The sequence below is a fragment of the Chryseobacterium sp. S0630 genome (assembly GCF_024158915.1).
Taxonomy (GTDB): domain Bacteria; phylum Bacteroidota; class Bacteroidia; order Flavobacteriales; family Weeksellaceae; genus Chryseobacterium.
Genome location: NZ_JAMZGF010000025.1, coordinates 1 through 21,462 on the forward strand (window position 1 = coordinate 1; position 21,462 = coordinate 21,462).

Below are 21,462 nucleotides of genomic sequence, written 5' to 3' on the forward strand. Positions count from 1 at the left end.
TTGGAAAACGAAAAGACGCAAGGTTATTTTTAATTATAACTTTTTAAGGCGCAAAGATTTTATCTACGATAAAATTGGATACGGTATATTCTAAACAAAAAAATATCTCAATTCTCTTGCTGAAATCCTTCGATTTTCTTGCGTCTTAAAATATAAAAATTGTATAAAAACCTTTGCGTCTTTGCGTTTACCCAACAACACACCTAAATAAAATATTTTAAGGTATAATATCCTTTCATTAACAATTCATATATTTAAACTTAACAAAACACCACAAATGACAGAAAATGAAATTTCAAAAATTGTTTTTGAAGCAGGCTTAAAGATTCATAAAAAGCTTGGAGCAGGACTTTTTGAACATGTATATGAAGAATGTATGTTCTATGAATTAACAAAGTCAGGATTTCTTGTAGAAAAACAAAAATTACTTCCTATTATTTATGAAGATTTGAGAATAGAAAACGCTTTCAGACTTGATATGATAATTGAAAACAAAGTGATTCTGGAAATAAAAGCAGTTGACTACATAAATCCTACTCATAAAGCTCAATTACTAACCTATTTAAAAATGTCAAATTGCAAATTGGGTATGCTGCTCAACTTTCAATCTGATGTCTTCAAAAACGGAGTAACAAGAATTGTAAACAATTTGTAGAATAAAAGTTAGGCAAAGACAAATTCCTTGCACCTTAAAACATTATTTTTGTAAAACAATTTTGCGCCTTCGCGTATAACCAATAAAAACATGCACCTACAGATCAAACAGGCTAATATCGGCTACAATACAACATTAATCTCCAATGCTAATGCAGATTTAAAGCTTGGCGATGTATGCCTCCTGATTGGTAATAACGGTGTAGGGAAAACAACATTGATCAAATCTATTCTGCATCAAATGCCTTTACTGCATGGAGAGATTGCTATTAACGGAAAAAATGTGAAAAATCTTTCCGTAAAAGAAATTGCGGAAAATATTGCTATTGTCTTTTCAAAGTCGGTTATTCCACAGCATTATACGGTTGAAGATCTTATTTCTCTGGGAAAATACATCTACTACCCTTTTTATTTTGAACTAAAAAAAGAAGACCGTGAAGAAGTGGCTCATATTATTGAAGAACTGGACCTGAATCAGTACAGATATACTCTTTTGAAAAACCTGTCAGATGGAAATCTTCAGAAGGCATTTATCGGGCGTGCTATTACTCAAAATTCATCTATCATTATTCTGGATGAACCGACTACCCATCTGGATGAAAAAAACAAAATTATTATTCTAAAAACCCTAAGAAAGCTGGCCAAGGAACAAAACAAACTTATCCTGTTTTCGTCCCACGACTGGAGACTCGCCAAAGAGTTTGCAGACAAAATATGGTATATAAAGGAAAATCACCTGTATTCAGGGATTGTGGAGGATATTTTGCTTCAGCACGATGAACTTACTAATGCTTCGTTATTTCAAATCAACGAGACCTTTATTCCACCTTTTATCTCGGCACCGCAATTTCACAAGGAAATGCTGTATTCTTTACTTCAAAAAAACTTCCAAAAAGACCTGTCTGAGCTAAATTTTGAATTTCAGAACAGTTTTTGGGTAATTAATAAAGATTCCCACACTTACCAATGTGAATCTTTTGAAGAAATCGTTAATTTGATTCAAAACATTCATTAATACTGAATTTTCTTTAATTTATTCACATATTATGCATGCATAGTATTATGCAAGTCATACAATTTAATCCGTTTATTTACAGCCTATTAACAAAATTTAACGTTAATAAATATTATGCATGCATAATATTTATTAAATTTGGGTAAAACCATTGGCGCAAAAATGATGGATAATAATAAGGAAAAAATAGAAAACGTAGATTTAATTTTAAAACAGACCTGGTTGGCTGTTTCTAAAATGTACACAGAACTGGCTCAGGAACATGATTCCACTGCAGTACAGGCACTCACTCTTCTTAAAATAGATCCCAAAGAAGGAACCAGAAGTACGAATCTTGGTCCGAAGATGGCTATTGAACCCACTTCATTAACAAGAATCATCAAACTTCTTGAAGATAACGGATACATCTATAAAGAAAAGACCACCACTGATAAAAGAGAGGTGATCATTAAACTTACAGACAAAGGATTAAATTCCAGAAACATGTCTAAGGAAGTCGTTGTCAACTTCAACAAGAAGGTGATGGAGAAAATAGCTCCGGAGAAACTGGATGCTTTTAAAGACGTGATGACTGAGATCATGAAAATCGCAAACGAATTATTGAATAACAGAAAATAAATTATGATGCAACCTTAGGGCTCATATAATCTTATACAAATAAAAATTTACATATGAAAAGAAGAATCAAACATGTAACGGTTCTTGGTTCAGGAATTATGGGAAGCGGAATCGCTGCTCACTTCGCCAATATCGGCGTTGAAGTATCACTTTTGGATATTGTTCCTTTTGAACTTACTGAAGCTGAACAAAAAAAAGGTTTGACCAAAGATGACAAGGTAGTAAGAAACAGAATTGCTTCCGAAAACTTTGAAAAACTTAAAAAAGCAAGTCCTGCACTTCTTTATTCACCAAAGTTTGCAGACAGAATCAAAATCGGAAATTTCGATGACGATTTGCCGAAAATAAAAAACACTGACTGGATCATTGAAGTAGTAGTAGAAAGACTTGATATCAAGAAGTCTGTATACGAAAAAATTGAACAGTTCAGAAAACCGGGAACATTGATTTCTTCTAATACATCCGGTATTCCTATTCATTTCCTTACAGAAGGAAGAAGCGAGGATTTCAAAAAATACTTCGCGGGAACACACTTCTTTAACCCTGTAAGATATCTTCCTCTATTAGAGATTATCCCAACTAACGATACAGATCCTGAGATCATCGATTTCTATATGAATTATGGGGCAAAATTCTTGGGTAAAACAACCGTTTTAGCTAAAGATACCCCAGCTTTCATCGCCAACAGAATCGGTGTATTCTCTATGATGGATCTTCTTCACAATGTACAGAAATTAGGACTTACCGTTTCTGATGTTGATAAATTAACCGGTCCTGTCATCGGGCGTCCAAAATCGGCTACGTTCAGAACAGCTGACGTTGTAGGTCTTGATACTCTGGTAATGGTAGCCAACGGAGTTCGTCAAAGCGGTGCAGAAGCGAATGACTTCAATGATGTATTTGCTCTTCCTCCTTATATCCAGAAAATGATGGATAATAAATGGTTAGGTTCAAAAACAGAACAAGGTTTCTATAAAAAAGTGAAAAACGCAGAAGGAAAATCTGAAATTCACGGATTAAACCTTGATACTTTAGAGTATGAACTTCAAGGAAAATCATCATTCCCTACTTTAGAATTAACAAAAGCTATTGATAAACCGATTGACAGATTCAAAGTATTAATCGGTGGTAAAGATAAAGCTGGTGAATTGTACAGAAAGTCTTTAGGAGCATTATTCGCTTATGTTTCTCACAAAGTTCCTGAAATCTCTGACGAAGTTTATAAAATAGATGACGCTATGAGAGCTGGTTTCGGATGGGAAAACGGACCATTTGAAATCTGGGATGCTGTAGGTGTTCAGAAAGGTATTGAACTGGCAAAAGATGCCGGATACGAGGTTTCTGATTGGGTAAAAAATGTGGAAACGTTCTATAAAGTTAACGACGAAGGACAAAGCATTTACGTTGATAAAAACTCAGGAGAATACAACAAAATTCCTGGCCAGGATGCATTCATCATCTTAGATAATATCAGAAAAAATAAAACACTTTGGAGCAATTCAGGTGCTGCGATTGAAGATTTAGGAGATGGTATCATCAACTTCGAGATCCGTTCAAAAATGAACTCTCTTGGAGGCGAAGTTCTTGACGGATTAAACAGAGCCATTGATTTAGCTGAAAAAGAATATGACGGATTAGTGGTTGGAAACCAGGGAGCTAATTTCTCTGTAGGAGCTAACCTTGCCATGATCCTTATGATGGCTATTGAGCAGGATTGGGATGATTTGAACATGGCAATTGCTTACTTCCAGAAATCAATGATGAGAGTACGCTACTCTTCTATTCCTGTAGTAGTTGCTCCTCACGGAATGACTTTAGGTGGAGGATGCGAAATGACCATGCATGCAGACCGAGTGGTTGCAGCGGCAGAAACGTATATCGGACTTGTAGAAACCGGAGTTGGAGTAATTCCTGGTGGTGGTGGTACTAAAGAGCTTACTTTAAGAACTTCCAGAGAATTCCACAACGATGATGTTAAAAATAACAGACTTCGTGATGCTTTCATGAACATCGCCATGGGTAAAGTAGCTACTTCTGCTTATGAAGCTTACGATATGGGAATCCTTGAAAAAGGGAAAGACATCGTTTCTGTAAGCAAAAACAGACAGATTGCTGAAGCTAAAAAAGTAGCGAAACTATTAGCAGAACAAGGATATACTCAGCCTATCGAGCAAAAAGTAAAAGTTCTTGGTAAAGATGCATTAGGAATGTTCTACGTAGGAACAGACCAGATGTTAACCGGAAACTTCATTTCAGCACACGATAAGAAAATTGCTGATAAACTGGCCAACGTAATGGTAGGTGGAAACTTATCTGAACCAACAGTGGTAACAGAACAGTATCTATTGAACCTTGAAAGAGAAACGTTCCTTCAGCTTTGTGGAGAAAGAAAAACTTTAGAGAGAATTCAGTACATGTTGCAAAATGGGAAACCTTTGAGAAACTAACGGAAGCTCCGTAGGAGCGACCTGTTAATAGCATGAATAATTTAAAATTGGAAAGCCTCGTAGAGGCGACCTGTTAATGTATGGCAAATACCTACACTAAGATTTATATTCAAATTGTTTTCGCTGTAAAAGGAAGACAAAATCTGATTTCAAAAGAAAACAGAGAAGAATTACATCAGTTTATAACAGGTATTATTTCCAATAGAAACCAAAAATTATTCGCAGTTTTTGCAATGCCTGACCATGTACATATTCTTGTAAGTATGAATCCAACACTTGCGGTTTCAGACTTAGTAAGAGATATTAAAGCGGGTTCTTCAAAATTCATCAATGAAAAAGGATGGGTAAATGGAAAATTCAATTGGCAGGAAGGATACGGAGCTTTTTCTTATTCTAAAAGCAGTGTTGATTCTGTTGTAAAATATATTTTAAATCAGGAAGAACATCATAAAAAGAAAACTTTTAGAGAAGAATACCTGGATTTTATGTCAAAATTTGAGATAGAATATGATCCAAAATATTTATTCGAATGGATTAATGATTAACAGATCGCTCCTACGGAGCTCCTCAAAAAGCAAAAACAAAAATCTATGAACAGTTTACCTCTACGAGGCAAAAAATTCTTAAAACAATTTAATTAAACAAAAAAAATGAAAACAGCATACATAGTAAAAGGTTTCAGAACTGCCGTTGGAAAAGCTCCAAAAGGAAGTTTAAGATTTACAAGACCTGATGTAATGGCGGCTACCGTTATTGAAAAATTAATGGCTGAGCTACCACAATTAGATAAAAACAGAATTGATGACCTTATCGTAGGAAATGCAATGCCGGAAGCTGAACAAGGGCTGAACGTTGCACGTCTGATCTCTTTGATGGGGTTAAATACCGATAAAGTTCCGGGAGTAACCGTGAACAGATACTGTGCATCAGGAAGTGAGGCAATTGCTATTGCTTCTGCAAAAATCCAGGCTGGTATGGCAGATTGTATTATCGCTGGAGGTACAGAATCTATGTCATACATTCCAATGGGAGGTTATAAGCCGGTTCCAGAAACGGATATCGCAAAAACAAACCCTGATTACTACTGGGGAATGGGCTACACAGCAGAAGAAGTTGCTAAACAATATAATATTACGAGAGAAGAACAGGACCAGTTTGCTTTTGAATCTCACATGAAGGCTTTAAAAGCTAATCAGGAAGGAAAATTTGCCAACCAGATTGTTTCGATTCCTGTAGAATATAATTTCCTTGACGAAAATCAGAAGCTTCAGTCTAAAAAGTTTGATTTCTCAGTAGACGAAGGGCCTAGAGCTGATACTTCATTAGCTGGATTAGCCAAACTAAGACCTGTATTTGCCAACGGAGGAAGCGTAACTGCCGGAAACTCTTCTCAGATGAGTGACGGAGCGGCTTTCGTAATGGTAATGAGTGAGGAAATGGTAAAAGAATTAGGACTGGAGCCTGAAGCTAGATTAGTGGCTTATGCTGCAGCCGGATTAGAACCAAGAATCATGGGAATGGGGCCTATTTATGCTATTCCAAAAGCATTGAAACAGGCTGGTTTAGAATTAAAAGACATCGATTTGATCGAGCTTAACGAAGCTTTCGCCTCTCAATCTGTTGCTATTAAAAAAGAATTAGGTTTAAATCCTGATATTTTAAACGTCAACGGAGGAGCTATCGCCCTTGGACACCCGCTTGGATGTACAGGAACAAAACTAACGGTACAACTTCTTGATGAAATGAGAAGACGCGGTAATAAATACGGAATGGTTTCTATGTGCGTGGGAACAGGACAAGGAGCAGCTTCTATTTTTGAACTGCTTTAGATAGACAAATAGATGATAGACGGATAGATAATAGAAGGTAAAAATATAAGGAATGCATGAATGATTTTAAAAGGCACAATTTTAAGAAGCTTAAAATTTGGCAAATGGGTATGGAATTATCAAAGTTGACTTTAGATATTACAGATACTTTTCCAACTTATGAAAAATATGGGTTGAAAAGTCAAATGGACAGATGTTCAATTTCAATTCCATCAAACATAGCCGAAGGTTCAAGCAGAACAAATAAGTCTTTTAGTCATTTTTTAGATATTTCTTTAGGTTCTTCCTTTGAATTGCAAACACAGATATTATTGGCAAATCATAGAAAATATTTATCTGATGAAAAAACCGAAATCTTTGAAATTAAGATTGAAGAATTTCAAAAAGCGACAATGGTATTTCAGAATACTTTAAATAGAGATTAATAAAAAAGACAGAGAGATAATAGACAAAAAGATAATAGACAGAGAGATAATAGACAGATAGAAAATAGACCACGCTAAATCATCTATCATCTATCCGTCTATTATCTCAATATCTCAAAAAAATTTAAAAAACAAAATAATATATGGCTACATTAAAAGGCGGGGAATTCCTGATCAAACAAATTCCTGCAAACGAAATTTTCAGTATTGAAGAACTGAATGAAGAACAAAAGATGCTTCGTGATTCTGCGAAGGAATTTATAGATAGAGAAGTAGTTCCTCAAAGAGAACGTTTTGAGAAGAAAGATTATGCATTTACTGAGGAGACAATGCGTAAACTGGGCGAAATGGGAATGTTGGGAATCGCTGTTCCTGAAGAATACGGAGGTCTTGGAATGGGCTTTGTGACTACAATGCTTGCTTGTGATTATCTATCAGGAACTACAGGTTCATTAGCTACAGCGTATGGAGCACACACCGGAATTGGAACGTTGCCAATCGTTCTTTACGGAACTGAAGAACAAAAGAAAAAATACCTTCCGGATTTAGCAACGGGAACAAAATTCGGAGCTTACTGTTTGACAGAGCCAGATGCCGGTTCTGATGCCAATTCAGGAAAAACAAAAGCAAAACTTTCCGAAGACGGAAAACATTATATCATCAACGGACAGAAAATGTGGATCTCTAATGCAGGATTTGCAGATACATTTACACTATTCGCTAAAATTGATGATGATAAAAATATCACAGGATTTGTAATCAACAGATCTGAACTTGAAAACCCTGGAAGCTTAACTTTCGGAGAGGAAGAGCACAAATTAGGTATCCGTGCTTCTTCTACCCGTCAGGTTTTCTTCAATGATATGAAGATCCCTGTGGAAAATCTTTTAGGAGAGAGAAACAATGGTTTCAAAATCGCTTTGAATGCATTGAACGTAGGCCGTATCAAATTGGCTGCAGCATGTCTTGATGCACAGAGAAGAATCTTAAACCACTCTATCCAATATTCTAACGAAAGAAAACAGTTTGGTGTTTCTATCGCTACTTTCGGAGCGATCAGAAAGAAAATTGCTGAAATGGCAACCGGAGTTTTCGTAAGTGAAGCAGGTTCTTACAGAGCAGCTAAAAACGTTCAGGATAAAATTGACGAATTGGTAGCAGGTGGATTAAGCCATCAGGAAGCCGAACTGAAAGGTGTGGAAGAATTTGCAGTAGAATGTTCAATCCTTAAAGTATTCGTTTCTGATCTTGCTCAACACACAGCAGACGAAGGAATCCAGGTATACGGAGGGATGGGATTCTCTGAAGATACTCCTATGGAAGCTGCATGGAGAGATTCAAGAATTTCAAGAATCTATGAGGGAACCAACGAAATCAACAGATTGCTTGCAGTAGGAATGCTTATTAAGAGAGCAATGAAAGGTGAATTAGATCTTTTATCTCCTGCTATGGCAATCAGCAAAGAATTGATGGGTATTCCTTCATTTGAAGTTCCTGACTATTCAGAATTCATGAGCGAAGAAAAAGCAATTATCGCCAACCTTAAGAAAGTATTCTTAATGGTTTCCGGTGCTGCCCTTCAGAAATATATGATGGATATTGAAAAACAACAGCATTTATTATTGAATGCTTCTGAAATCCTTAACCAGATTTATATGGCAGAATCTGCAGTATTAAGAGCAGAGAAACACTTCTCTCCTGAATCTGTAGAAGCAGCTATGGCTCAATTAAACCTTTACAAAGCGGTTGAGAAAATCATCACTGCCGCTAAAGAAGGAATCGTTTCTTTCGCTGAAGGAGATGAGCAGAGAATGATGCTTTCAGGATTAAGAAGATTCACTAAATATACCAACCATCCGAATGTAGTAGCGCTTACTGAAAAAGTAGCAGCACACTATATCGAGAAAGGAGCTTATTAGTCTTTAATAACATAAATTTGATTCAGCGTCTCAATTTTTGAGGCGCTTTTTTTATATGTGCTGATAATAACAACCACCGAATTTACTGGCATTCAGTGTTTTTATTCAAAAAAAATCATTATTTTTATTTTAAAAAAATAACACATGAAAATTTTATTATTTCCAATACTCCTTATTTCCGTTACTTTTTCAGCACAAAAAAAAGACAATTTACTTCCTGTTCCCAAGATGGATACCACAAAAATGGTTACTAAAGGGAAATTCCCGGGATATTTTGCTCTGAAACCAGATCAACCTCAAAAAGAACTTTACAAAATATTAACGGTTAAGCCCAATGATACCACTCTATATCTGGCTTTAAAAGAACCTTCAAAGGATTATTCACAATATAAAATTTTAAATACGATTACTCCTGATAAGCTTCAGACCAATCGGAAAAAAATACTATCATCCAAATAAATACAACACAAACTCAAAAACTATTACCATGGGAAAATTTATCATCTCTAAAAAAACAAACGGAGACTTTCAGTTCAACCTCAAAGCGGGAAACGGACAGGTTATTTTGACCAGTCAGGGATACAGCACCAAACCATCCTGCGAAAGCGGAATCGGATCTGTAAAGACCAATGCACAGGAAGATGCAAAATTTGAAAGAAATACGGCCAATGACGGCAGATGCTATTTTAATCTAAAGGCAGGAAACGGACAAATCATAGGAACCAGCCAGATGTATGAATCTGACAATGGCATGGAAAACGGAATAGAATCCGTAAAAAACAATGCTCCACATGCTCATATAGAGGATGAAACAAACTTTTAAAATCATATAAAATATTCTTCATAAAATGCCTTATTTTTTTAAGGCATTTTTTATTTTTGTACTCTATTTTTCATTAGAAATGACAAAAGAAGAATTACTTAATAAAGCAATCAAAATCGCCGATAAGGCTCATAAAGGACAAACCGATAAATACCATGCTCCATACATTGCCCATGTAATGCGTGTAATGAATTATGGTAAAACACTGGACGAAAAGATTGTAGGGGTTCTGCACGATGTTGTGGAGGATCACCCACTGGAATTCAGCCTGGATTATTTAAGATCGGAAGGATTCCCTGAATATATTATTTTTGCCATCAGCTGCCTTACAAAGCTTGATCCGGAAGAAGACTATGATGAATTCATCAAAAGAACAGAACGCTCTCTCCTTTCTGTTGCAGTGAAGCTGAATGATCTTCGTGATAATATGGACCTCAGAAGAGTAAACAGAGAGCTTACTCCTAAGGATATTAAAAGATTCAATAAATATCTGAAAGCCTATCGTTATCTGATAGAGAAATATTAATCCGCACCCGGGAAATCGTAAGTTTTCGTGTGATGATCTGTTCCATCGATATTGATGTTTAACGCAAGGTAAACGAAATGTAAATTTTTGTTTCCTTTTGCTTCAAATTCACGCTGCCACAGATATCCGCTCACAATACCGAAATAATCATCAATCTGATAGCCGAAACCGCCATAGACTCTGTTTCTGGCGAAAGTAGGCTTCATCGGAGAGACAAAGAACACCTCGTCATAAGCATTGGCGAAAACAGTTCCTTTCTTAATGGTTTTTGCATTTAAAGGGACACTTACGTTCAGACGGTATCTGTAACGCATTCTCTGGGAAGTCTGATCTGTTTTTGGCTCATAGAACCAGCTCTTTTCAGCACGGAAACGGTTTTCAAACTTTACGATACCTTTCTTGATATCGATAACGTCCTGAAGCCATACCCTGAACTCTTCTCTGCTCAGACTATGTTCTTTATAGTTAACATATCTTCCAAGCCCCACGAAAGGTTTGTGGTTTTTGGTAAGATTATACCCTAATCCTCCTTTTATTTCATAATAATCGGGGTAGGTATAATCTTCGTTACCACGCATCTGCCCTTCAGCATAAAGGAAAAATTTCGGATGAAACTTATAGGTCAGAGTCACTGCATTGAAGCTGGAAATGTGTTCCTGTGCTTTAAAAAAAGATATTCCAAGTAATAAACCTAAGCCTATAAGACGTTTCATAAAAAATTTTTGCAAATGTATATTTTTTAACAATTTGTTAATATTAACTTTTATTCATGTTCAAATTAACAATTAATTAATATTGATTGTATAAGAAAAACCAATATGGAACCATCTTTGCGGCATTCCCACTCCAAATGCTTCGGTATATTTTGTGTTGGTCAAATTGTTAATCAACACATATACTGAGTAATCTTTTTTAGCAAAGCTCAGCTTCTCATCTACAAGGTTATACGTTCCCAGATTTACTCTTTCATTGTAGCGGTAAACAAGCTCATTGGTAAAGTTTTTCAGGAATTTCACCTCTAACTTGGAAACAAACTGATGTTTCAGATTGTCCAGAATATATCTTGAAACCACACCAGCTTTTTCCTCATATTTGCTGTCAATATATGTGTAGCCAACTGTATATTTTAACCATTCTGTCGGTCTATGACTCCACTCTGCTTCAATTCCTTTGGTTTTGATATCTCCTACATTCTGAGCATACCATACTTTATCACTCAGGTCTTTTTTTATCCAGTCAATAGAGTTGCTGGAATTTCTTAAAAACCCGCTGATTTTTGCCAAAATTCTGTTATTCTGATATTGATATCCTACTTCTGATGACAGAGCATTTTCAGGCTGTAAATCAGGATTTCCCTGTTCCGTTTTACTTACATAATAAAGCTCGGTAAAAGTGGGTACACGGTGTACTTTTGCGATGTTTCCGTAGATTTTAGAATTAGCATTAAAGTTATAGCCTACATCAAGCCCCGGATAGAAGAAATTTCCTTCCTTAGAATAATTAGCCCATGAAATTCCCGGACTGATGTTTAATTTCTTATCCAGTAATGAAAAATGATGTTCAAAGAAAACCTGAGACACAAAACGGTTTCGGTCACCCAAATTACTGCTTACTAAAAATTCTTTTCTCAGTTCAACCCCAATTCCGGTTGTTCCCAATCCCCACTGATAGCTGGAATTCACTTCTCCACCCACATTATTTCCGATGTGCATATTTCGGTAAAAATCCGGATTCCATCGGTCATAAAGGTACATATCCTGTCCTCTTCTCCAGTATACATTAGAGCTAAGCTTTAGCTTTCCAAAAGTCTGCTGATGAGCCACACTTACAATAGAAGCCTGTGTTTCCTCATACTGCTTTGTAGCAGCGCTGGAAGCATAAAAGCCATTGGCCCCGAATTTCTTTTCTGAAAACCCGGCCTGTACTCTCACATCTCCGTTTTTAATATTCAGCTTTCCCTGATAAAATACATTTCTGATTTCATAATCTGTATTGAACATATACCCTTCTGAAGAAGCAGAATTCGCCTGAAGGGAGTTCGTGAACTTTTCATTTCCAATCTGAGCGTTAAATCCAAGACCATAAGAACCATAATCACCTCCTTCCGCACTGATTTTCACTTTCTTCCCTGGAGTAGTTTTGGTAACAATATTGATAACACCGGCATAAGCATTCTGTCCGAAACGTCTTGCTGCAGGGCCTTTTATAATTTCAATCTTTTCTACTTCATCCAGATCTACCGGAATATTCATATTGTTGTGTCCGGTCTGGGAATCATTCATCCTGATTCCGTTCAGAAGCAGCAAAACCTGCTCAAAAGAACTTCCACGAAAACCGATATCACTCTGCACTGCATTAGCTCCTCTCCTTCTGATATCCATTCCCGGTACCTGTTGAAGGATTTCGTCTATACTTTTAGCCGGAGAATTTACAATGTCTTCTCTGGTGATAACACTGATGTTTTGATTGGCACTTTTATAAGGTGTAGAGATAAATTTTCCCTGAAATTCGATGCTTTCAATATCTGTTGTCTTTTCCTGTGCATTTACCCAAAGTAAAGATCCCAGAAAAAAAGCACTTCCTATCTTTTTGATCATAATCGTTTTCGTAGTTTTTTTAACAGAGTCCAAAAGTAAGGGAGTTCACCAAGACAGGCAAATGATAGTTGTCATAAAAAAAGATGCAACGTAATGCTGCATCTGTGTGAGGGAGTAATTCTATCTTTTTCTCATTAAATGTATAACTAGATCTCTGAATAATTTTCTCATTTCTATATTACATATTTACGGCTACAATTTTAAATAATTTTACAACATAAAACAATAGTTAAATAAAAAAACACAATATATTTTTAAAAATTATATAAAACACTGTAAAATAAACCGTAAAACAACATTAAGTCCACAAAAAATATTCATTTTTATCATTCATCAACAGATCTATTTCCTTTTTTGTCTTCTTATTTCATGCAGATAATAACAATTTTTAACAATAAGATAAGCGTAAATTTTTCGCTAAAATTTCGTAATTTTGTGGGTCTTAATTTTACGATGAAATTATTCTTTTTTCAATGGTATTTCTGTCAGCAATCTAAAAAAATATAGCTGCGAATATCAGATGAATCTGGGAATACAGGTAAGAGTTCAATTGATGACAGCCTAGGAAAATTCCAAGGCAAAACACCATTACTGGCAGCCTTAATGCTGTACAGTCTTTTTATGAATAAACAAAATATGGCTAACACAACAGAAATAGACATAAAAAAACAGATTTTCGTTAAGAATGCACATCTTAACAATCTGAAACATATAGACGTCCTGATTCCGAAAAATAAACTTATTGTTATTACAGGAGTTTCAGGAAGTGGAAAATCCTCTTTGGCCTTTGATACTATTTATGCAGAAGGACAGAGAAGATATGTAGAAAGTTTAAGTTCTTATGCCCGTCAGTTTTTGGGAAAATTAGAAAAACCAAAAGTGGATGATATCAAAGGACTTGCGCCTTCTATTGCCATTCAGCAGAAAGTAATTTCTTCCAATCCGCGTTCTACGGTGGGAACTTCTACGGAGATCTACGATTATATGAAGCTTTTATTTGCAAGGATCGGGAAAACCTTTTCACCGGTTTCCGGAGAAGAAGTGAAAAAAGATTCGGTGTCTGATGTGGTAGACTTCATTAAAGCTTCTAAAAAGGATACTTCTTTTCTATTGACCGCTCCTTTGGAATATGATGTTGATAATTTTAAAGAAACCTTAAATATTTTAAAACTGGCAGGTTTCACAAGGCTTGAAATCAATGGAAATGTTGCCGGAATTGAAGACCTGGAAAGCTTTGGATTCGCTCCTGAGAAAGGAATGACCATCAATCTTGTAATCGACCGTTTCTCGTACGAAGAAGACGAAAGTTTTTTACAGAGACTTGCGGACTCTATTCAAATGGCATTCTATGAAGGACGCGGCTATTGTTCACTAAAGAACACAGAAACGGAAAAAGTAAAGGAATTCTCTAATAAATTTGAGCTGGACGGCATGGAGTTCCTTGAACCCAATGTTCATTTTTTCAGTTTTAATAACCCATACGGAGCATGTCCGGCATGTGAAGGATACGGAAAAGTAATCGGAATTGATGAGGATCTTGTAGTTCCTAACAAAACATTATCCATCTACGAAGATGCTGTTGTCTGCTGGAGAGGAGAAACGATGAGCGAATGGAAAAAAGATTTCATCAAAAAAGCAGGTGACTTCCCTATCCACAAACCTTACCATCAATTAACAAAAGAACAGAAAAACTTCCTTTGGAAAGGTGACGGAAAGAGTAATTTCCCATGCATCAATAATTTCTTCAAAATGCTTGAAGAAAATCTATACAAAATCCAGTACAGAGTAATGCTTTCCCGTTACAGAGGAAAAACCCTTTGTCCTACGTGTGAAGGCTTGAGACTTCGTGAAGAAACGAGCTGGGTAAAAGTAGACGGACACAATATTCAATCAATGATTGAACTGCCTTTGGATGAGCTGGCTCCGGTCATTAATGGATTAAAGCTTTCAGATCACGACAAAGAAGTAGCTAAAAGACTGATCTACGAAATCACCACCCGTCTTGAGTTTTTATTAAAGGTAGGTTTAGGCTATTTAACATTAAACAGAACGTCCAATACCCTTTCAGGAGGAGAAAGTCAGAGAATTAACCTGGCAACCAGTTTAGGAAGTTCTTTGGTAGGTTCTATTTATATTCTGGATGAGCCTTCTATCGGACTTCATTCTAAAGACACCGAAAACCTGATCGAAGTATTGAAAAACCTTCGTGATCTTGGAAATACCGTCATTGTAGTAGAACATGACGAGGATGTGATGAGAGCTGCAGACTATATTATTGATATCGGTCCGGAAGCAGGTTATCTTGGTGGTGAACTGGTATTTGCCGGGGATTATAAAGACCTGAAAAAAGCCAATACTCTTACTTCAGAATATCTTACCGGAAGGCTTGAAATTGAAGTTCCGAAGAAAAGAAGAAAAGGAAAAGAATGGATTCATATTAAAGGAGCCCGCCAGAATAACCTTAAAAATATAGATGTAGATGTTCCTTTGGAAAGTCTGGTCGTGATTTCCGGAGTTTCAGGAAGCGGAAAGTCTACTTTGATGAAAGAGATCCTTACCAATGACATCCAGATCCAGCTTGGAATGGGTGGTAAAAAAGGAGATTATGATTCTGTAGAATTCCCTAAGAAACTGATCAAAAATATTGAATTGATTGACCAAAACCCAATTGGAAAATCATCCCGTTCAAACCCTGTAACGTACTTAAAAGCTTACGATGATATCCGTGATCTTTTTGCCAAGCAGAAAGTGGCCAAAATGATGGGCTATAAACCTAAACATTTCTCTTTCAACGTGGATGGCGGAAGATGTGATGAATGTAAAGGAGAAGGGGTGATCAATGTTTCCATGCAGTTTATGGCAGACATTGAGCTTGAATGTGAGGTTTGTAAAGGAACACGATTCAAGAATGAGATTCTTGAAGTAAGATTTGATGAGAAAAACATCTCTGATATCCTTCATATGACAGTAGATGAAGCATTGGCGTTCTTTAAAGATAATAATGAAGAAAAGATTGTAACGAAGCTGAGACCTTTGCAGGAAGTAGGTTTAGGTTACCTCCAGCTGGGACAAAGCTCTTCTACCCTTTCCGGTGGTGAGGCACAGCGTGTAAAACTGGCTTCATTCCTTGTAAAAGGCGTAACCACGGATAAAACATTATTCATCTTTGATGAACCTTCCACAGGGCTTCACTTCCATGATATTCAGAAATTACTGAAATCATTGCAGGCATTGATTGATCTGGGACATTCGGTGATTGTTATTGAACACCAGCCTGATATTATCAAATGTGCCGATTATATTATCGATATCGGTCCGGAAGCCGGAAAACATGGTGGCGAAGTTGTATTTGCAGGAACACCTGAAGATCTGACTAAAAATAAAAAGTCCTATACGGCAAAATACATCAAAGAAAAATTGGAACAATAAATACAATCGGCTGTTTTAAAACAGCCGATTTTTATGGAGGTTTAGAAGAGTCTGAGAGTCATATAAATGTCTTGAATCAACCTTAGATCTGACACTTTATATAAAAAAACATTCTTGCTCGATAAAATTTAAATAGAATTAACAGGTCGCTCCTCCGGAGCTCTAATTTAAAAACAAATACGTTCTATTAACAGTCAGCTCCCATAGGAGCTAAATTTGATCCCGTCGGGATCTACTGTTAGTAGAAAAAATGAAATCCCCATAAATTAGAGCTCCGGAGGAGCGACCTGTTAATTCATAGCGTAAATATTAGTATTTTTATATTATTAATCTGTAACGATTAGTTAGGACTAGTCAATTATTTATCTTTATTCAACTTATTAACCCATTACAAAATTATTTTTTATGCCTTGGAATCCCGAATTATACGATCAATACAAAGATGTACGTTACAAACCCTTTTATGATTTAGCAGCATTAATTAAGCCCGAAAATAATATAAAAGCCATTGATTTAGGTTGTGGAACCGGAGAACAAACCTCTATTCTTACGGAAAAACTCACAGGTTCTACATTCTTAGGAATAGATTCATCAGCAGAAATGCTTGAAAAATCTAAGAAATTTGAAAATAATAATCTTCATTTTAAGCTTCAGACTATTGAAGAGGTAGCACAATCTGACCAGAAATGGGATCTTGTCTTCAGTAATGCCGCTTTACAGTGGGCTGATGATCATGAAACTTTATTTCCTAAAATCATTGGACTGCTTTCGCAAAATGGACAATTAGCCATACAAATGCCCGTTCAGAAAGAAAATATTCTGAACCAGATTCTAGCGGAAATGGCAGATGAGGAGCCTTATTCATCCCAATTAAATCATTTTAACCGTGATTCTCCGGTGCTTTCAATGGATGATTATGCCCAGATATTATTTGATAACGGAATTCAGGATATTGAAATATTTCAGAAGGTCTATCCTATCATTGCAGATGATCACGAAGCCTTATATGAGTTTATTTCAGGAACTGCATTATTGCCTTATTTAGAGCGTCTTGAAGGAGAACAGAAAAAAAAATTCATCTCTGAATTTAAATCGCGTATTGCAAAAAGGTTTACAAAATATCCTGCTATCTATGCATTTAAACGCATTTTGATGTATGGCCGCAAAAAATAGAAAATCTTAATACTCAATTAAAAAACTGCCACAATTGTCATTCTGACGAAGGAATAATCCCATTAATAACCAATGATATGAGATTCTTCATTACACTCGTTTCATTCAGAATGACAAAATTGTAGCAGCTTCTTCTTTATAGGTTCTTTACTCTTTCAGATTATACAGGAACGGACTTTCCCTGATATACTCTGAGTCTTCAATCTGAGACACCAAAAACTCAGCCAGATCAGCAGCACTGATTCCTTCTCCTTTACAGTCTGTAAGGTTTGCTTCCGTTAGAAAATTGTCCTGTGTAAGATGAATCAGAGGTAGTCTTACCAATGTCCAATCCAGGTTGCTATCCAGAAGAACTTCATATTCTTTCTGTTTATCTGCTGTAGTCTCAGGATAGTTCTGGTACATCCAGTCTGTCGCCATTTTTACGTTTTCATTTTTATGATCGAACGGTGTATTTACACTTAGACCAGTGGTTACAATATACCGCCTTATTCCATGATGATTCATTGCAGAGATGATATTTTTTGCAGCATCACTGAATATAGCCTTCTCTCCTTTTGGCTGTCCTAAAGTACTTATGACAAGATCAGTTCCTTCAATCAAAGTATGAATAGCTACTTCATCCCTTGCATCTCCTTTTACCACTTCAATTAATGGATTTTGGAGAGTAAAATTCTCGGGATATCTTAATAAAAGTTTAAGAGAATATCCTTTTTCAAGAAGGTTTTGTACCAGATATTGTCCGGATTTTCCGGTTCCGCCAATGATGGCAATTTTATAGGTTTTCATAATGATTTTTTTTAATATTAAATATCAATAATCAACAGCTGATTCATCGCTAATGACCATTAATATTACAAAAGACGAATTGTCTTTACTTTAGATAAGATATAACAGATGTATTGGGTTCAGAAAATTGAACCTAAGATGTTCAGGTCAAAACCTGACTCACAGTAATATGTATTACGAGATTTTAATGAATTAAAGTTACCTATTTTCCTTATTAAAAAAATTTAAAATTTATGATTTTGACAACATTTATTAAAAGAGAAAGTTTTTAACTTTGATAACAAGCTTACTATCAATATATTCCACTAAATCCACTTTACACCAATAAAATATAATAATATGGAACCCTTTACAGTAAACATTCCCGAATCAGTGATAACCGATCTTAAAAACCGTTTACAAAATACCCGCTGGCCGGGAGAACCCGAAGGCTCAGGATGGAACTACGGAACCAGCGAAGCTTACCTGAAAGAACTTACCCACTATTGGATCAACACCTATAACTGGAGAATGCACGAACAGCAATTGAATCAACATCCTCAGTATATCGCCCTGATAGACGGAATTCTTATCCATTTTCAATATATAAGAGGAAAAGGTCCCAACCCTAAGCCATTAATCCTGACCCATGGCTGGCCGGACAGCTATTACCGTTTTCATAAAATTATTCCGTTACTTACAGAAGGTGAAAAGAGCTTTGATCTTGTTATTCCTTCCATTCCGGGATTTGGCTTTTCTGATAAAACAGCAGTCAGCAGCGAAAAAGTGGCAGATCTTTGGAAAAAACTGATGACTGAAGTACTTGGCTATGAAAAATTCTGTGCTGCCGGAGGAGATATAGGAATGGGCGTCGTAAAAGCATTGACTTCAAAATATCCTGAAGTACTGGAAGCTGTTCACCTTACCGACGTAGGCTATCCTACCGGTCAGGAAGATTTCACTACAATGAGTAAAGAAGAACAGGAATTCGCACAGTTTGTCCAGCAATGGTGGTACAGCGAAGGCGCTTACGCAATGGTACAGTCTACCAAGCCACAATCGCTGGCCTATGGTCTCAATGACTCTCCTGTAGGGCTGGCTGCCTGGATCATTAGCTTTACCAATGCAGGAGCTTCTCCGGAACTGATTGAAGCAGCATTCGGAGGGAAAGATGAAATGCTTACTAATATTATGATCTATTGGGTAACACAAACTATAGGATCTTCCGCCAGAATGTACAAGGAAGATGCAGCGGCTTTATGGAGCGGTACGCAAGTACATCAAAAAAGCAATGTTCCTGCAGGAGTACTTGTATTTCCCCGTGAGGCCCAGTTTCCGAAAGAATGGGCAGAACGTTTTATAAATGTAACCAGCTTTAAAAAGATGAATGAAGGAGGACACTTTGCTGCATTGGAATTGCCTTATCTATTTGCAGATGAGTTAAGATCATTCTTTTATTCTGTCAGATAAACGATTCATGAAGTACGATCGATCCTGCCTTTTAGCAGCTTCCTCTTGATGATAAACTGTTAATCCTTCTAAACCATTACTAAAATTTGTTAACAAAGCATGATTTTTTTGGCGAGTTCTTTTATTTTAGCTGAAATTAATAACTTATGAAAAAATTGACCTACACCATTGTAGCAGCATTTTTATTCTGTTCAGTGGAAGCTCAAATACAAAATGCCGGTTTTGAAAACATGACCGATAGATTACCTAACCATTGGAATATAAAAAAAACAGATTCATACGAGGGTAAAATAGATTACACCCAATATTTCGGAGGAAAAGCCTCTATGCAAATCGCAGGAAAATCTGATAATTACAAAGATTTTCAATCTTTTTCTCAAAAAGTTCCTCTTAATATTGAGCAATTACAGAAAATAGAAATCAGTGCTTATATAAAATCCAAGAACACCAAGGGGAAAATCCTTCTATGGACTCAGGTGAAGGACGAAAGTGGAAAAATGATTGACTTTGGAAATTCAGACTCACAGCAAAAGGTTATAGCTGTCAATAAAGACTGGACGAGATATTCTTTGATTTTCACTGTTGATAAAAATGTAAAAAGTCTTCTTCTTGGAGGAGTATTCTCAGGAAGCGGAACTGTTTGGTTCGATCATTTTGAGCTGAAAACAATTTCATTATCAGATGAAGAACCTTCAAAAGTATCTTCAAAATACATTCGGGATTTTAAAAATATTGTAAAAAAGAATTCAATTTTTTCAGATCAACTAGATTGGAAAAATATTGATAGCAATCTTGAACATCTTTCAAAAGGAATGAAAACTATTGATGATACCGATCCTGCATTGGGTTATATTATACAAAATCTAAGACAGGCTGGTGATAATCATTCATTTATTTCCGGAAAAGAGCGTTCTGAAAAGCAAAAGAAAAGCAATACCAATGAAGCAAAACCCGATTCCAGACTGATAGATCAGCATATTGGCTATATTTCAGTTCCCGGTTTTGGTTCCTTAAACACAGAAGTTGGAAATGATTTCGCCTTACAGATCCACAATATGATTAAAAAACTGGACTCTGAAAATACGATTAAAGGCTGGATTGTAGATCTGAGAGGCAATACGGGAGGAAATATGTACCCTATGATTTCAGGTCTCGGAAGCCTGATTGGAGAAGGAACATTGGGATATTTTGTTTACAAAGACAAAAAATCTCCATGGGTTTATAAGAACAGAAAGTTTGGTGATAACAAAATTACAGAACCTTATGACCTTAAAAGCGGGCAGTCTAAAATTGCAGTTCTGATAGGCCCGAGCACGGCCAGCTCCGGAGAAGCTACAACGATTGCATTTATTGGAAAAAGCAATGTAAAACTCTTTGGAAAACCATCGGCAGGTTATACTTCAGCCAACAGTGTTTATCCGCTAAGTGACGGTAAAAGCTTTGCGCTGGCTTCTTCTTATGAAATGGACCGAAACGGGAAAGTGTATTACGGAAAAATTGATCCGGACGTTCCAGTAGAATCTAAAGAGGGTCAGGATATGGATATTGAGACCGCAAAAAACTGGATTTTAAATTAGTTCCAGACTTATCCACAAAAAAATGTGGATAACTTGTGAATTTTAACATTAAATTCATATTTCGTATTAAAATTATTACTACATTTACTATGTAATAAACATCGAAGTGGAAACTTTATTTGCTTTTCTTACTACTCTTGAAATTGCAATTAAATTTGAAATAAAAATTTAAGCACAGCATTGTCGGCTGTG

The 21,462-nt window shown here is 36.1% G+C and carries 18 protein-coding genes; 15 read left to right on the top strand and 3 right to left on the bottom strand.

The window, feature by feature from the left end; genetic code table 11:
* Window positions 1-277: 277 nt before the first annotated feature.
* The 11 genes from NK356_RS12630 (at window position 278) to NK356_RS12680 (ending at window position 10,256) form a co-directional block, all read left to right on the top strand.
* Window positions 278-655, top strand: a complete 378-nt coding sequence (locus NK356_RS12630; RefSeq protein ID WP_034694311.1) for a GxxExxY protein — start codon at window positions 278-280, stop codon at window positions 653-655.
* 90 nt (window positions 656-745) lie between these two features.
* Window positions 746-1,669 carry an ABC transporter ATP-binding protein gene (locus tag NK356_RS12635; RefSeq protein ID WP_253317132.1) on the top strand — a complete coding sequence of 308 codons (924 nt, stop codon included), beginning with the start codon at window positions 746-748 and terminating at the stop codon, window positions 1,667-1,669.
* A 165-nt stretch (window positions 1,670-1,834) separates the two neighbouring features.
* Complete coding sequence (locus tag NK356_RS12640) at window positions 1,835-2,287, top strand: MarR family winged helix-turn-helix transcriptional regulator (RefSeq protein WP_034694513.1); 453 nt, start codon at window positions 1,835-1,837, stop codon at window positions 2,285-2,287.
* Window positions 2,288-2,340: 53 nt separating this feature from the next.
* Entirely contained in the window at window positions 2,341-4,734 is a 2,394-nt protein-coding gene (locus tag NK356_RS12645) for a 3-hydroxyacyl-CoA dehydrogenase/enoyl-CoA hydratase family protein (protein WP_114822154.1), read from the top strand.
* A gap of 80 nt (window positions 4,735-4,814) precedes the next feature.
* Window positions 4,815-5,279, top strand: a complete 465-nt coding sequence (tnpA, locus tag NK356_RS12650) for an IS200/IS605 family transposase (RefSeq protein WP_253317133.1) — start codon at window positions 4,815-4,817, stop codon at window positions 5,277-5,279.
* A gap of 105 nt (window positions 5,280-5,384) precedes the next feature.
* Window positions 5,385-6,563: an acetyl-CoA C-acyltransferase gene (locus NK356_RS12655; RefSeq protein ID WP_253317134.1), complete on the top strand. Its 1,179-nt coding sequence runs from the start codon at window positions 5,385-5,387 to the stop codon at window positions 6,561-6,563.
* A 56-nt stretch (window positions 6,564-6,619) separates the two neighbouring features.
* Window positions 6,620-6,988: a four helix bundle protein gene (locus tag NK356_RS12660; RefSeq protein WP_253317135.1), complete on the top strand. Its 369-nt coding sequence runs from the start codon at window positions 6,620-6,622 to the stop codon at window positions 6,986-6,988.
* Between the two features lie 143 nt (window positions 6,989-7,131).
* Window positions 7,132-8,907, top strand: a complete 1,776-nt coding sequence (locus NK356_RS12665; protein ID WP_034694302.1) for an acyl-CoA dehydrogenase family protein — start codon at window positions 7,132-7,134, stop codon at window positions 8,905-8,907.
* Window positions 8,908-9,051: 144 nt separating this feature from the next.
* Window positions 9,052-9,366, top strand: coding sequence for a hypothetical protein (locus tag NK356_RS12670; protein ID WP_034694300.1), 315 nt, complete (start codon window positions 9,052-9,054; stop codon window positions 9,364-9,366).
* Between the two features lie 28 nt (window positions 9,367-9,394).
* Entirely contained in the window at window positions 9,395-9,730 is a 336-nt protein-coding gene (locus NK356_RS12675; RefSeq protein ID WP_034694298.1) for a YegP family protein, read from the top strand.
* Between the two features lie 79 nt (window positions 9,731-9,809).
* The gene (locus NK356_RS12680) at window positions 9,810-10,256 is read left to right on the top strand and encodes a phosphohydrolase (protein ID WP_034694511.1); all 447 of its coding nucleotides are present in this window, start codon (window positions 9,810-9,812) and stop codon (window positions 10,254-10,256) included.
* On the opposite strand, the gene NK356_RS12685 is transcribed toward NK356_RS12680, so the two are convergent.
* Window positions 10,253-10,969, bottom strand: coding sequence for a DUF2490 domain-containing protein (locus tag NK356_RS12685; RefSeq protein ID WP_034694295.1), 717 nt, complete (start codon window positions 10,967-10,969; stop codon window positions 10,253-10,255). The two genes, NK356_RS12680 and NK356_RS12685, sit on opposite strands and share 4 nt — an antisense overlap.
* A 72-nt stretch (window positions 10,970-11,041) precedes the next feature.
* The gene (locus NK356_RS12690; RefSeq protein ID WP_253317136.1) at window positions 11,042-12,853 is read right to left on the bottom strand and encodes a TonB-dependent siderophore receptor; all 1,812 of its coding nucleotides are present in this window, start codon (window positions 12,851-12,853) and stop codon (window positions 11,042-11,044) included.
* A gap of 636 nt (window positions 12,854-13,489) precedes the next feature.
* On the opposite strand from NK356_RS12690, the gene uvrA reads away from it, so the two are divergent.
* Both uvrA and NK356_RS12700 read left to right on the top strand, forming a co-directional pair.
* Window positions 13,490-16,282 (top strand): excinuclease ABC subunit UvrA, encoded by a 2,793-nt coding sequence (gene uvrA / locus NK356_RS12695; protein WP_034694509.1) that lies wholly within the window; start codon window positions 13,490-13,492, stop codon window positions 16,280-16,282.
* Window positions 16,283-16,687: 405 nt separating this feature from the next.
* On the top strand, window positions 16,688-17,455 hold the full coding sequence (locus tag NK356_RS12700) for a methyltransferase domain-containing protein (protein WP_034694292.1): 768 nt from the start codon (window positions 16,688-16,690) through the stop codon (window positions 17,453-17,455).
* Window positions 17,456-17,602: 147 nt separating this feature from the next.
* Here the strand turns inward: NK356_RS12700 and NK356_RS12705 are convergent, their stop codons facing one another.
* Window positions 17,603-18,244, bottom strand: coding sequence for an NAD(P)-dependent oxidoreductase (locus NK356_RS12705; RefSeq protein WP_253317137.1), 642 nt, complete (start codon window positions 18,242-18,244; stop codon window positions 17,603-17,605).
* A 339-nt stretch (window positions 18,245-18,583) separates the two neighbouring features.
* Between NK356_RS12705 and NK356_RS12710 the strand changes: the two genes are divergently transcribed.
* Both NK356_RS12710 and NK356_RS12715 read left to right on the top strand, forming a co-directional pair.
* Entirely contained in the window at window positions 18,584-19,693 is a 1,110-nt protein-coding gene (locus NK356_RS12710) for an epoxide hydrolase family protein (RefSeq protein WP_034694288.1), read from the top strand.
* A gap of 146 nt (window positions 19,694-19,839) precedes the next feature.
* Window positions 19,840-21,270 (top strand): S41 family peptidase, encoded by a 1,431-nt coding sequence (locus NK356_RS12715; protein WP_253317138.1) that lies wholly within the window; start codon window positions 19,840-19,842, stop codon window positions 21,268-21,270.
* The last annotated feature ends 192 nt before the right edge of the window (window positions 21,271-21,462 follow it).